The organism is Pseudomonas sp. ASL7, assembly GCF_056680375.1.
This window is the reverse complement of sequence record NZ_CM155279.1, coordinates 2,148,399-2,161,523: the sequence shown is the minus strand read 5'-3', so window position 1 is coordinate 2,161,523 and position 13,125 is coordinate 2,148,399. Positions and strand designations below refer to the sequence as shown.

Here is a 13,125-nt window from a genome sequence, read left to right as displayed (position 1 = left end):
TGGGCCGGGCCCTTTTTAAAATCAGGCCTCACTAATCTTGCTGACACTCGTGACCTGACCATTCCAGACCATCTCGTAATGCGCGGCTTGAATAACCGACAACACCGGTCTCGGTGTCATCAACGCCCAGCAATAACTGCCTCGCATACGCACCGAGTGGTAACGAATGCCGGGACATCCCGCCTCTTTGACGGACCTCCCCAACAGGCGGGAATGCGTGTAATCGTCAGGCGCGTAAACAGGATCAGTCACCACAATGGCGCCAGCATCTTTCATCGTTGCATCCACAAACGAACAGGACAAGCCCCGAAAAACGAACCGCTCATAGTTGAGGCTCGGTACGTTCGACCAGTACAGACTCTGGTGATGCCGCACCTCGGCCAGCGCCGTTTCCATGGAGTCCGCCAGATACAGCACCCCAAAGCTGCCATCGCTGAACCGCGAGCCCGCCGGGTTGACGTGGGTAAAAGGTGCGGTTGCGTAAGAGCAGCCAGGAATACCGAACGGGATCTCACGCCGTGGAATCAACTCAAGGCGACCCACTTCATTGTTCAGCCTGGGGTTAGTCAGCGCCTGTATCTGATACAGCACCTCAAACTCGTCCGCGTCCGCGACGTCATCAAACAACGCTACAGGCGGAAACTTTGAATTGACCAGTCGATAGGCCTGTAACGGCTCACCGGCAAACGCTGCCAGTTCGCTCAGCCTCACCATTGCGCGCCTCGCAGTACGTCAATGCGCCTAAAGGTTTCATACAAAGAAATCATATCGCCCTGAGACATGATCGCGAGCGGGGAGCGGCCATTGAAAAACTCGTTGTCATTGGCCATCGACGGGAAGCCGTAGACGTTTTCCGGGTTATCGAAAACGAGGCGCAGAGCGGCGTGGATGTTGAGCACAAAACTGATGCGCTGCATCTGGTCCGAATCCAGCGCCACGGCCCAGTCGGGATCGCGCTGCCGGGCGCGGGTGTAGGTGCTGCGGGATATGCGCAGGATACGGCAGGCCTGATCGCTGGACGCCGCCCATTTTTCGAGAATGCCGACAGCGGCGCGCAAGCCTGTCACACACTGGCTTTTGGTAAAGGCTTGTTCCTGGAGGGCAACGGCCATGTTCTCTACCTCACTGTGAATCCGTAGACTCAAATGTAGGTAAAAAGCATCTATAGAGCAAGTGTGCCGCGACCAGTGGAGATCGACATACCCGCACTTCCTTAGCTTCTGGCATTGACACTATCAATGTAACCCGCATTGCATTTGTGAAAATTACGCTGTATTTTTTCATGAAATTATAAAAACATAATTTCACGAGGCCTCGAATGTTTCAGCAATCCAAGCGACATGTCGCCAGCTATTACGCCCACAGTTGCGCCAATCTCCTGAGTGCTCGGCCCGCGCTCGTGGGGGAACACGACACCGAAGTCGTGATCATCGGCGCGGGGTTCAGTGGCCTGCACACTGCATTGCGCCTGGCGTTGGCTGGAAAACGGGTGACGCTGCTGGAAGCCAGCCGCGTGGCGTGGGCCGCCTCGGGGCGCAATGGCGGGCAGGCTATTCTCGGCTGGTCGTGTGACATGCCACCGCTGGAGGCCGCGTTGGGTTATGAACGCGCCAGGCGACTGTGGGACGGCATGCGCTGGGCCGCCAAGGAGTTGCGTGAATTACCGGGGCGTCATGGGTTCGACTGTGATTATCGTGCCGGGCATCTGTGGACTTCGGTCATGCCGCGCCGGGTCAGCCTGCTGACCGAGTGGCAAGAGGAGGCCGGCCATAAATGGGGGCATGATGGCTTGCAGTTCATCCCACGCGAGCAGTTGCCCAATTGGGTGGCCAGCTACCGCTATCAGGCCGGCCTCTACGATCCCGAAGGGGCTCACCTTAATCCGCTGAAACTGGCGTTGGGCCTGGCAGCGGCTATCGAGCGTGCAGGCGGCCACATCCATGAACAAAGCAAAGCGTTGAGTTATCGAGAAGAGGGCGGTCGTTTTCGGGTGGATACCGAGCATGGGTCGATTAAGGCCGACGTGCTGGTACTGGCCTGCAATGCCTACCTGGACCGGCTCGATCCGAAACTGGCCAGTTGCGTGTTGCCGGTCGGGACGTATCAGGTCGCGACCGCACCCCTGACGCGTGAGCAGGCCACGGCGTTGCTGCCGACCAATGTGTGCGTGACCGATAACCAGTTTGTCCTCGACTACTTCCGTCGCACCCCGGACCACCGCTTGCTGTTCGGCGGTGGCTGCACCTACCTGGGCGGCATGCCCAAGGACATTGCCGGGGCAACACGGCCGTTTCTGGAGCGTGTCTTCCCGCAGCTCAAGGGGGTCGATCTGGAGTTTGCCTGGGGCGGACACATCGACCTCACCTTGAACCGCACACCGGACGTCGGACGCCAGGGTGATCGTTACTGGCTACAAGGGTTCTCCGGGCATGGCGTGCTCCCGACACTGGCGGCCGCCCGCGCGGTGGCCGATGCGATTCTCGGTCAGGGGGATGAATTGGCGTTGTATCAAGGCTTGAGTAATGGCAGCTTTCCCGGCGGCAAGTACCTGGCCGCGCCGCTGGAAGCCATTGGCAAAGCCTGGTACCGACTGCGCGACAGCATTTGATGAGTCATTTATCGGAATCCCAGCCATGAACAAGCAAGAAGAAATCGCTGCACTGGCCATCCTCATTCACGATTTGCGCAAACACAAGAAATTCACCTTGAAGGACCTGGCGGACCAGATCGGTCGTTCAGTGGGTTTTTTGTCTCAAGTCGAGCGTGGCTTGTCTCGGCCAACGGTGGCCGATCTGACGGCGATCAGCGAAACCCTGGGCGTACCGACGACCTATTTCTATAGCTTGCCAAAACCCAAGGTTCTGCCATGGGTGACCCGGCCTGACGAACGTCGCACGTTGTATTACGCCAACGGGATTACCGATGTACTGGTCTCGCCCAAGATGCGGGCTTCGTTCTCGATGCTAGAAAGTCACCTGGAAGCTGGCGCCAGCAGTGGTGACAGGCACCTGACCGACAGCTCGGAGCAGGGCGGCTACGTGCTCGAGGGCGAGTTGACGCTCTGGCTGGGTGACGACGAAGACCCTGTCACGTTCCGAACCGGCGACAGTTTTCAGTTCGACAGTCACACCCGTTGCCGTTACGGCAACCTTACCGAGCATCTCACGCGAGTGCTCTGGGTCTACACCTGATAACAACAAAGGAACAATCATGATGGATGCTGCCTGCTCTGATTTGCTGTCCGAAGTGCGTGCTTTTCGCCAACGGTACCCCGAGGTGCGTTATGTCGACCTGATTTCCCTGGACATTCCGGGGCACTTCTACGGCAAACGTTATCCCGTCGAGATGCTGGAAAAAGTCGCAGCCGGCAGCGCGCTCAAGCTGCCTCAGAACTGTGTGTTGCTGGGCGTGCAGGGCGGGTTGTTCAAAATCGGTGACTACTGCTTTAACGACGGTGACCCGGACGCGCTGCGTCGACTGGTTCCCGGCACACTCAAACCGGTGACCTGGGAAGCGCAGCCGCTGGGACAGATGCTGATCACTTCGGACGGCACCGAAAAGCCGATTGTTTTCGAACCGCGTGAAGTGCTGGCGCAAGTGCTGGATCGGCTGGCGCGCAAAGGCATTCACCCGGTGGTGGCCTTTGAGCTGGAGTTCTACCTGTTCGATAAACAGCTGCGTGACGGCTTGCCTCAGTTCCCACGAGATGGGTTGACGGACGATGCTGATGATCAACCCAACATGCACATCGAGCGCCTCTCACGCTTTGCCCCGGTACTGGATGAAATGGTTGAGGCGACGCGGGCTCAGGGCATTGACGCCACCGTGATTACGGCTGAACTGGGGCCGGGTCAGTTCGAGATCAACTTCGGTCATCTTGATGATGGTCTGCGTGCTGCCGACTGGGCCGCACTGTTTTGTCGGAGCAGCCGTGGCGTCGCGCTCAAGCACGGCTACCGCGCCAGCTTCATGGCCAAGCCTTACTTGCAGCACCCTGGCAGCGGCATGCATGTGCATGTCAGTCTGTATGACAGTGTCGGCAAAAACCTGTTGGCGGCGAACCAACAGCAACCGCTGCGCCATGCCGTGGCGGGGTGCCTGGAGCTGCTGCCGCACAGCATGCCGATCTTCGCGCCGAACCAGAATGCCATGCGCCGCCTGGGCGGTACGGTAAACGTGGCCACACAAGCGAGCTGGGGTTTCGAGGATCGCGATGCGTGCTTGCGCATTCCGGAATCGGACTCGAAAAACCTGCGCATCGAATACCGTCTGGCCGGTGCCGATGCCAACCCGTATCTGGTGCTGGCGGCGATTCTGGTGGGGCTGGAACATGGCCTGGAAGCCGGCAAAGAGCCGATCCTGCCGCTCAACGAAGACCGTAACAGTGGAGTCGACTTCCCGCTGGAAATGCTTGAAGCCGTTCGCGCGATGCAGCACCAGCCGCAACTGCGTGAAGGTTTGGGGGCGGAGTTCGTGGATGTGTATTGCGAGAATAAACGTCAGGATCATCTGGCGTTCATGCAGGAGATCAGTGCCCGGGAATATCGCTGGTACCTGTAATGCGTGGGTGTTGAGGGGCACATGACACCTCAACACCCGCTGGCCTATCACGTTACAGGAACTATCAGGCCCGCCCGCTTGGCCTTTAAAGCCCCAACTCCAAGGCCAGCAAGTCCGACAATGGCTGCGGGCGTCTGATCAATCTGGCTTGCCCTTGCTCGATCAATACTTCCGGCAACAGGGACCGGCTGTTGTAATTGGATGACATAGAGGCGCCGTACGCGCCCGTATCGTGCATGACCAGCAAATCGCCAACCTGCGCCTCGGGCAGCAAACGGGGCGTCACACCTTCTTCATCCTGCGTAAAGATATCGCCAGATTCACACAGCGGGCCGCCCACCACGTAGTCGTGTTCAATGCGATTGACGGGTGCACCCTCGGCGTCCAGCAAGGTCATGTGGTGATAGGCGCCATAGAGAGCAGGGCGCATCAGGTCATTGAAGCCGGCGTTCACCAGGATGAAGTTGCGGCGACCCACTTTTTTGACCGCGCGGACTTCCGTCACCAGGCAACCTGACTCCGCAACCAAAAACCGGCCGGGTTCGATTTCCATCCGCACCGGATGACCGAGAAACGCCTCGATGTCCTGCCGGGCCTGATGCCATGCGTTGGCGTAACGCTGGATGTCCACCGGCTCATCGCCCTCGCGGTAGGGTGTGGAAAGCCCTCCACCGATGGAAAACGCTTCGATATCGTGGTCGAGCATTTTCACGGCCGAGACCATTGCATTGCCCACCTGCTCCAGATGCAGGTAATCCACGCCCGAACCAATGTGCATGTGCAATCCCACCAGCTTCAGCCCGAATTGCCGAATGACGTCGAGCGCTTCGTGAACCTGGTCATGCCAGATGCCATGCTTGCTGTTTTCACCACCGGTATTGGTCTTGCGGCTGTGACCGTGGCCGAACCCCGGGTTGATCCGCAACCAGACGCGATGGCCCGCAGAGCGCTCGCCCAATTGACGGAGCATGTCGATCGAGCCGGTATTGACCTCGATGTTCAGCTCGACCACGCGGCGCAATGTCAGCTCGTCGAACAGATCACAGGTAAAGACGATACCTGCTGGTGTGCCGACCGGGCTGAAACCTGCCAGCAGCGCCCGCTCGATTTCACCGAGCGAGACGGCATCGACCCGAACGCCTTGTTCGCGTATCAAGCGCAGGATGTGCAGGTTGGAACAGGCTTTTTGTGCGAATCGAACGGTTTCGAAGCACGCCAGTTGGCCAATGCGCGCCTTGATGGTCTGGGCGTCATAACACCAGAACGGGGTGCCATGTTCTGTGGCGATAGCGGCCAGTTGCTGGAATGGGAGCTGGTTGGGCATAGAGAAAGTCGATCTGATCTAGAGAGTGGAGGCCATCATGCCGATTGCGGGGCATTCAATAAAATATCTTCTTTTTGTTTGTCGATTCAGTTTTGATATGGGCTTCAATCGATCAACGAAGGTTGGGTATGAAAGTCTCGTTGCGACATATCGAAGTTTTCCGGGCAATCATGCAAGCAGGCAGCGTCACGGGAGCGGCGCGCTTATTGCTGACTTCCCAACCGACACTCAGCCGGGAACTGGCACGGCTTGAAAGCCTTTCAGGTTTGCGTCTGTTTGATCGGGAGGGCGGAAGGTTGGTACCGACGGCGCAGGCAATGATGCTGCTCGAAGAGGTCGAGCGCTCCTATATCGGGCTGGAACGAATCAATAGCGTTGCGCAATCGATCCGTCGTTTCGAACATGGGCAACTCAGCATTGCGTGCCTGCCGCTGTTCTCCCAGACGCTATTGCCCAACGTTTGCAAGCAGTTTCACCAGCAGCACTCGGGCATAGGCTTGAGTATCAGCGCGCAGGAGTCGCCCCTGCTCGAGGAGTCACTCAGCGCCCAGCGTCACGACCTCGGGCTGACTGAAAGTGAACATGTGCCGCGGGGTACCCGAGGGGATTTGCTCTTTTGTGCCGACATGGTCTGCATTCTGCCAGAGGGGCACCCGTTGTTAATCAAGCCGCTGCTGGTAATGGAGGACTTTCGCGGTGTCGATTTCATCAACCTCTCGGGCCTGGATATTTATCGTCAGAAGCTGGATGAGCACTTTCGTAATGCGGGAGTCGATCGGCACACCGTGATCGAAACCACCAATGCCGCTTCAGTCTGTGCCATGGTCAGACAACAATTGGGCGTGGCGATTATCAACCCGCTGACCGCGGTGCAAGAGTCGGGCAGAGGATTGGCCATTCGGCCAATCAACGTGTCCATTCCCTACCGAGTCATGCTGATCAGGCCAGATTTTCGACCCTCCTCGGTTTTTGTCGACGCCTTTTGCAAGGCATTGAGTGTTGAGGCGTTGAGCCTTGCCAGTGCTCTGGACAAGAGAATGGCGGGGGCCGGTTAGGTCGGTGTTTTTAGGCTCCGCAGGTGTTCTACATCCAGGTTCTGAGCATGAGGTAGCCAGCGACTACCATGCACACAGCGGAAAAACCCAGTTGTATCGATTTGGCGGGGATCCTGGGTGAGAGGACTCTTCCCAGCAGCATCCCGCTGACACTCGCACCGATAAAAACCCCACCTGTGACCGTTATATGGGCACCTGCATGAATAGCGCCTGTCACCGCGATAGCCGAGATCAGGGCGATGGTCATGAGTGAGGTCGCGACGATGCCATGCATGCGGATGTCTGAAAGCTGTTGAAACGCAGGCACGATCAAGAACCCGCCTCCCACACCCAGCATCCCGGTGAGTAGCCCTGAAAGTGAGCCGACTACGGCAAGGCTCACTGAGCATTTCGGCGTCCAGCGCAATCGGCCTGTCTGAGGGTTGAGCATGCAGTTCTTTTGTTGCCAGCACGGCTCATTGTCGGCGGCGTTAACCGAGCTGCCGCGAGCCTGTCGAATCATGCGTATCGCCACAATGACCATGACCAGGCTGAACAGGGACGTCAGTACGGCGTTGGGCAGCAGGTGGGCAAAATGCACGCCCAGGCGCGAGAACACGGCCCCCAACAACGCCATCAGCAGGGCTGCGCGATAACGTACCAGGCCTTTCCTCAGACCGTCCACGGCGCCTACAGCGGCCGCTGCGCTGACAGCAAACAGCGCAACGGGGGCCGATTCAGTCATCGACCACCCCAGGCCGATCACGAGCGCCGGTACGGCCAGAATTCCACCGCCGGCACCGGTAAGGCCAAGAATGATGCCGATGGCGATCCCGAACACTCCACTCAGTAGCATGCTCGCTCCTCACTCTGCCTTGGAAAGGCTGGTCAACCACTCACGGCCTTTGAGCATGCCGTTCCAGTAGAACCAGGGCAGGAATCGTGCTTTGAGGAACCATGCGCTCTTGCGGGCGACCGTTGCGTCCAGGGGAAATGTGGGCAGCAGTTTCCCGCCGTAGCCGAACTCTGCGAGCACGACTTTGCCTTTTTCAACCGTCAGCGGGCATGACCCATAACCGTCGTAGCGCAATGGCATGGGCTGGTTGCGGCGTACTGCCAGGAGGTTCTCGGCCACGACGACGATTTGCTTGCGGGCAGCGGCAGCGGTCTTGGCGTTACTGGTAGAGCACACATCGCCCAGGGCAAAGACCTCCGGATAGCGGCTGTGTTGCAGCGTCCCCGGATCCACCTCGCACCAACCGGCGGCGTCCGCCAGAGGGCTGGTGCGGATGAAGTCGGGGGCGACCTGTGCAGGGACGACATGGAGCATGTCGAAGGTCTTGGCCTGGAGAATGACAGCGCCCTGTTCGTCCTTGCTTTCAAACCAGGCTGTCCGGGCCGGCCCGTCGACCTTGACCAGGTTCGAACCGAATACCAGCTGCGCTTGATACTTCTGGATGTATTTCATCAGGGGAGGGACGAAGGCCGCCACGCCGAACAGCGTTGCGCCGGCAAGGTTGAACTCGACCTTCACGTCCTGCAGGGCACCTGACTTTTGCCAATGATCGCAGGAAAGGTACAGGGCCTTTTGCGGGGCGCCGGCACATTTGATCGGCATGCCGGGTTGGCAGAAGAGGGCCTTGCCTTTGCGCAATCCCTGCACCAGTTGCCAGGTGTAGGTGCAAAGGTCATAGCGGTAGTTGGACGTCACCCCATTCTTGCCCAGGGTTTGCTCCAGCCCTTCGATTTTCTCCCAGGCCAGCCTGAGCCCCGGGCAGACGATGAGGTTTTGATAAGCGACGCTTTTACCGTTGCTCAGCGCTAGACGTTTTCCATCAGGCAGCACCTCGACCACAGCCGCCTTGATCCAGGTTGCCCTGCGCGGGATGACCTGCGACATGGGCCTGACAGTCTTGCGCACGTCATACGCCCCTCCACCGACCAGCGTCCAGGCCGGCTGGTAGTAGTGCTTGTCGTTGGGTTCGATCAGCGTGATCTGCAGGTCGGGCGTACGCTTGAGCAGGCTTGCCACAATCCCGATGCCTGCCGATCCTCCACCAATGACGACAACGTCGGCAATGATATCGGGGCGTTCACGGGGCTCTTTGGTCCCAGAGGCTGTTGCGTTTTGGTTGAGCGTAGTCATCTGCATTCCATTCGATTGCTTAAATCGGATATTCCTGTCGTTCTGCCTGAGTTCCGATACTCATTCAGAACCTATTGAGCGGTATCTTCAGATAGCTGATGCCATTGGCCCTGGCCGCGGGTGTCTCACCGGCCCGCATGTTGATCTGCACGGACGGCAGCAGCAGCCGGGGTTGGTTCAGCGTCTTGTCGCGCGCCGTACGCAGCGCGACGAAATCAGCCTCGGAGCTGCCTTTGCCGATATGGATGTTGTGCGCGCGCTCCTCGTCCACCGTCGTCTGGTGACAGTAGGCATCGCGACCGGGCGCTTTGTAGTCGTGGCACATGAACAGGCGCGTGCTGCCTGGCAGCTCGAACAGCCGACCAATCGAGCGGTACAGCTGGTGTGCGTCACCGCCAGGAAAATCGCAGCGGGCAGTGCCGCAATCGGGCATGAACACCGTGTCGCCGACGAACGCGGCATCTTCGATCAGGTACGTCACACAGGCCGGCGTATGGCCAGGCGTGTGCAGCACGCTGACGGGCAGGGCGCCGATATGGAAGGTTTCGTTGTCGGCGAACAAACGGTCGAACTGGCTGCCGTCCGGGCACACATCATCGTCGGCGTCGAACAGCGTGGCAAAACTCTTCTGTACCTGAGGAATGCAGTCGCCAATGCCGATCTTTGCGCCCAGTTGCCGCTTGAGGTAGCGGGCAGCCGAGAGGTGGTCGGCATGCACGTGGGTTTCCAGAATCCATTCCAGTGTCAGCGCGTTAGCGCGCACGTGTTCGATCAGGCGCTCGGCACTCGAATACGAGATACGCGCGGCGGCGGCATCGTAGTCGAGGACCGGATCGATGATCGCGCAGTGCCGGGTCATCGGGTCGCTGACCAGATAACTGTAAGTACAGCTGTCGGCGTCGAAGAAAGCCTCGACATGAAATTGCATGGTTATTCTCTCCATTCTCAAGGGGGCGGCTATCGAACCTGCCCCCTGTACTCCATTCAACAAGCTTGCGGCATACCACTCTCGGCCCAGGGCGAGCGGATATCGGACAGGAATCGCTGTGCGCGAGGGTGTTCGGGGCGCAGGAAGAAAGACTCGGGCGTCGCTCGTTCGAGCACCTTGCCTTGGTCCATGAAAATCACGCGATCAGCCACTTCACGCGCGAAACCCATCTCGTGGGTGACGCACACCATGGTCATGCCTTCCTTGGCCAGGCTTTTCATTGCTTGAAGCACTTCGCCGACCATCTCTGGGTCCAGCGCCGAAGTGGGTTCATCGAACAGCATCACCGGCGGGTTCATTGCCAATGCCCTGGCGATGGCCACGCGCTGCTGCTGGCCACCCGATAACTCGGAGGGGTAGGCGCATGCCTTGTGGGCCAGCCCTACGCGTTCCAGCAAGCTCATGGCCAGATCGTCAGCTTCCTTGGCGCCCAGCTTGCGCAGGCGACGCGGAGCCAGGGTGCAGTTCTCGAGAACGGTGAGGTGCGGAAACAGATTGAACTGCTGGAACACGAAGCCAATACCGCTGCGCAATGCGTTCACACTGACGGATCGATCATGGATATCCACGCCATCGATGAAAATATTCCCGCTCTGGATAGCCTCCAGCCGATTGAGCGTGCGAATCATCGTCGACTTTCCGGAGCCGGACGGGCCGCAGACCACGACCACCTCACCCTTGGCGACGGTTTCGTTGATGTCAGCCAGGGCATGGTAGTTGCCGTACCACTTGTTAACGTTTTTCAGTTTGATCATGGGATTAAACCTTTGCAGTTCGGACAGCGAGGCGTCTTTCCAGCCAGAAGGCGAAGCGCGACAAGCTGAAGCACATGACGAAGTAAGTGAGGCCGAGCACGGCATAGACCTGGACCGGCTTGGTGAGCAACTGAGCGCTGATCTGGGAGGCGACGAACGACACTTCCGAGAGGCTGATGATGTAGCCCAGCGAGGTCTCCTTGATGGTGGAGACAAACTGATTCACCAGTGAGGGCAGCATGTTGCGAAAGGCCTGGGGCATGATGACCAGCCGCATTGTCGCAAGGTACGAAAAGCCGAGTGAACGAGAGCTTTCCATTTGCCCGCGAGGCAACCCCAGAATCCCGGCGCGAATGATTTCTGCGAGGTAGACCCCATCAAAAATCACCAGGGCCGCCAGCATGGTGCCGAATTGTTCGGTGCGTTGGCCGGTCAGGGTCGGCAGAAGGAAATAGGCCCAGAAGATCACCATCAGCAAGGGTGTGCCACGCAGCACATACACCACGCTTGTGACCGGTACGCGCAACAGTGCATACGGGCTGATGCGGCAGAGCGCGAGCAATACCCCGACAGGGAAGGCCATTACCAGAGCCAGCGCTGCCAGGATCAATGTCATCGCCAAGCCACCCAGGGGGCCGTTCGGGTACTGGCCGATCAGGTAGAAAAGCCCGTAGTTTTGGATGATATCTAGCATCGTCAGGCACTCCGTACGGGATAGCGTTGCTGGTACCAGCTGGACAGCAGCGTGATGATGATCGAGACGCCGACATAACCTGCCGTGGTAACGGCGTACGATTCGAAACCCCGGAATGTAGAGCTTTCCACCTGCTGGGCCTGATACATCATTTCAGCGACGCCGATCACCATGGCGATGCTGGTGTTCTTCCACAGGTTAAGTGTCTGGCTAATCAACGGTGGCACTGTCACCCGCAGTGACTGCGGGAGGATGACCAGGCGCATGGTGCTGATGAAGCCAAAGCCCAGGGTCCGGCCAGCCTCCATTTGTTCCTTGGGAATGGATCGCAAGCCGCTGCGGATGTCTTCGGACATATAAGCCGCGGTGTACAGCACCAGGGCGATAACCGCACTGACCGCTTCGATATTGTGTTGGTAGATCCATGTCTTGATCGGGGTTGGCAGCAGCTCCGGAGCGCCGAAATACCAGAACAGCATGTGTGCCAGCAGCGGGACGTTGCGTATCGCTTCCACATAGGTGATCGCGATTCCCCGGAGTGCCGCGTAAGGGGCCAGGCGCAATACAGCGATGACGATTGCCAGCGGCAGGGCGATGGCCAGCGAGATCAACGCGAGTTGGATGGACAGCAGGAAGCCACTGAGGAGCCACTCGTGATACTGCCCGGAGAGCACGACCGACAAATCAAACGTATTCATAAATAGGCCCGTGGCCCGACCAAAGGTCGGGCCCTCAATGAAGTTAGTTGATGTTGTCGGTTTCGATCTTGAATGAGCGGCTGGCGAATTTCATGTTGCTGTCAGGGCCAAACCACTTGGTGAAGAGCGTCTCGGCCTTGCCGGAAGTCTCCAGATCACGCAGCGTCTTGTTCACCTGCTCCTGGAAGGCGGGTTCGCCTTTTCTCATGCCCAGCGCAATGTGCTCGCTCGACAGGGGCGTCGGGAGAATCAGAAAATCTTTTGCCGCATCACCCAGCTTGGCGAAGTTGCCGGCCAATGAAGTTTCATCGTTGGCATAACCCATGCCTTTGCCTTGTTGCAGGGCGAGCAGGGCCTGAGGGTTGCTGTCGAACGATACGATCTGGGCGTCAGCGATCTTCGAGCGGATGCTCTGCTCCATGGTGGAGCCTTTGATCGTCAAGATCTTCTTGCCAGTCAATTGGTCGAGTTGGCTGATGCCGCTGTCGGCCTTGACCATGACTTTCTGACCGGTAATGAAGGTCGAAAGGGAGAAGTTGATCAATGCCTCGCGCTCCTTGTTATGGGTCAAGGAGGCAGCCAGGAGGTCGACACGGCCCTGTTGCAATTCGGGAATGCGTGCGGCAACCGTCAATTGCTTGAGCACCGGTTTCACCCCGATGTTCGCGGCAATGGCATTGCACATGTCGACGTCGTAACCGACGATTTGGCGACTCGCCGGGTCCTTTATGTAGCTGAACGGCTCGTCGGTGCCGAGCACACCACAGACTAACTCACCCTTAGCCTTGATATCGCTTAGCTGATCAGCTGCAGCAGAGAAACTGGTGACCAGCGTCAGTGCCAGTACTGCGGTTTTCCAGTGTTTTTTGAGCACGCGGTTCGTTTGCATTTTATAGACCTTATTGTTAGATAAACGGAACGCCAGT

The 13,125-nt window shown here is 58.4% G+C and carries 14 protein-coding genes; 4 read left to right on the top strand and 10 right to left on the bottom strand.

Features of this window, described 5'->3' with window-relative positions; genetic code table 11:
• Positions 1-21: 21 nt before the first annotated feature.
• Positions 22-714, bottom strand: a complete 693-nt coding sequence (locus tag AC1MDT_RS09850; protein WP_480421834.1) for an RES family NAD+ phosphorylase — start codon at positions 712-714, stop codon at positions 22-24.
• Complete coding sequence (locus tag AC1MDT_RS09845) at positions 708-1,112, bottom strand: hypothetical protein (protein WP_480421833.1); 405 nt, start codon at positions 1,110-1,112, stop codon at positions 708-710. The genes AC1MDT_RS09850 and AC1MDT_RS09845 overlap by 7 nt, the downstream gene beginning before the upstream one ends.
• Before the next feature lie 206 nt (positions 1,113-1,318).
• Here AC1MDT_RS09845 and AC1MDT_RS09840 point away from each other — a divergent pair, with 206 nt between their 5' ends.
• Genes AC1MDT_RS09840 through AC1MDT_RS09830 form a run of 3 tightly spaced genes read left to right on the top strand, consistent with a single transcriptional unit; the run spans position 1,319 to position 4,560 of the window.
• Positions 1,319-2,608: an NAD(P)/FAD-dependent oxidoreductase gene (locus tag AC1MDT_RS09840; protein WP_480421832.1), complete on the top strand. Its 1,290-nt coding sequence runs from the start codon at positions 1,319-1,321 to the stop codon at positions 2,606-2,608.
• Between the two features lie 25 nt (positions 2,609-2,633).
• Positions 2,634-3,191, top strand: coding sequence for a helix-turn-helix domain-containing protein (locus tag AC1MDT_RS09835; protein WP_480421831.1), 558 nt, complete (start codon positions 2,634-2,636; stop codon positions 3,189-3,191).
• Between the two features lie 22 nt (positions 3,192-3,213).
• Entirely contained in the window at positions 3,214-4,560 is a 1,347-nt protein-coding gene (locus AC1MDT_RS09830; RefSeq protein ID WP_480422744.1) for a glutamine synthetase family protein, read from the top strand.
• Positions 4,561-4,645: 85 nt separating this feature from the next.
• Here AC1MDT_RS09830 and lysA read toward each other — a convergent pair whose 3' ends face one another.
• Positions 4,646-5,884, bottom strand: coding sequence for a diaminopimelate decarboxylase (lysA, locus tag AC1MDT_RS09825; protein ID WP_480421830.1), 1,239 nt, complete (start codon positions 5,882-5,884; stop codon positions 4,646-4,648).
• A 128-nt stretch (positions 5,885-6,012) separates the two neighbouring features.
• Between lysA and AC1MDT_RS09820 the strand changes: the two genes are divergently transcribed.
• Entirely contained in the window at positions 6,013-6,939 is a 927-nt protein-coding gene (locus tag AC1MDT_RS09820) for a LysR family transcriptional regulator (protein WP_480421829.1), read from the top strand.
• Between the two features lie 28 nt (positions 6,940-6,967).
• On the opposite strand, the gene AC1MDT_RS09815 is transcribed toward AC1MDT_RS09820, so the two are convergent.
• The 7 genes from AC1MDT_RS09815 to AC1MDT_RS09785 all read right to left on the bottom strand — a co-directional run bounded on the left by AC1MDT_RS09815 (position 6,968) and on the right by AC1MDT_RS09785 (position 13,088).
• Positions 6,968-7,774, bottom strand: coding sequence for a sulfite exporter TauE/SafE family protein (locus AC1MDT_RS09815; protein ID WP_480421828.1), 807 nt, complete (start codon positions 7,772-7,774; stop codon positions 6,968-6,970).
• 9 nt (positions 7,775-7,783) lie between these two features.
• The gene (locus tag AC1MDT_RS09810) at positions 7,784-9,064 is read right to left on the bottom strand and encodes an NAD(P)/FAD-dependent oxidoreductase (RefSeq protein WP_480421827.1); all 1,281 of its coding nucleotides are present in this window, start codon (positions 9,062-9,064) and stop codon (positions 7,784-7,786) included.
• A gap of 64 nt (positions 9,065-9,128) precedes the next feature.
• Entirely contained in the window at positions 9,129-9,992 is an 864-nt protein-coding gene (locus AC1MDT_RS09805; RefSeq protein ID WP_480421826.1) for an MBL fold metallo-hydrolase, read from the bottom strand.
• Between the two features lie 56 nt (positions 9,993-10,048).
• Positions 10,049-10,807, bottom strand: coding sequence for an amino acid ABC transporter ATP-binding protein (locus tag AC1MDT_RS09800; RefSeq protein ID WP_414907463.1), 759 nt, complete (start codon positions 10,805-10,807; stop codon positions 10,049-10,051).
• 4 nt (positions 10,808-10,811) lie between these two features.
• Complete coding sequence (locus tag AC1MDT_RS09795) at positions 10,812-11,501, bottom strand: amino acid ABC transporter permease (protein ID WP_480421825.1); 690 nt, start codon at positions 11,499-11,501, stop codon at positions 10,812-10,814.
• 2 nt (positions 11,502-11,503) lie between these two features.
• Positions 11,504-12,199, bottom strand: a complete 696-nt coding sequence (locus tag AC1MDT_RS09790; RefSeq protein WP_480421824.1) for an amino acid ABC transporter permease — start codon at positions 12,197-12,199, stop codon at positions 11,504-11,506.
• Positions 12,200-12,242: 43 nt separating this feature from the next.
• Positions 12,243-13,088, bottom strand: a complete 846-nt coding sequence (locus AC1MDT_RS09785) for an ABC transporter substrate-binding protein (protein WP_480421823.1) — start codon at positions 13,086-13,088, stop codon at positions 12,243-12,245.
• Positions 13,089-13,125 lie beyond the last annotated feature (37 nt).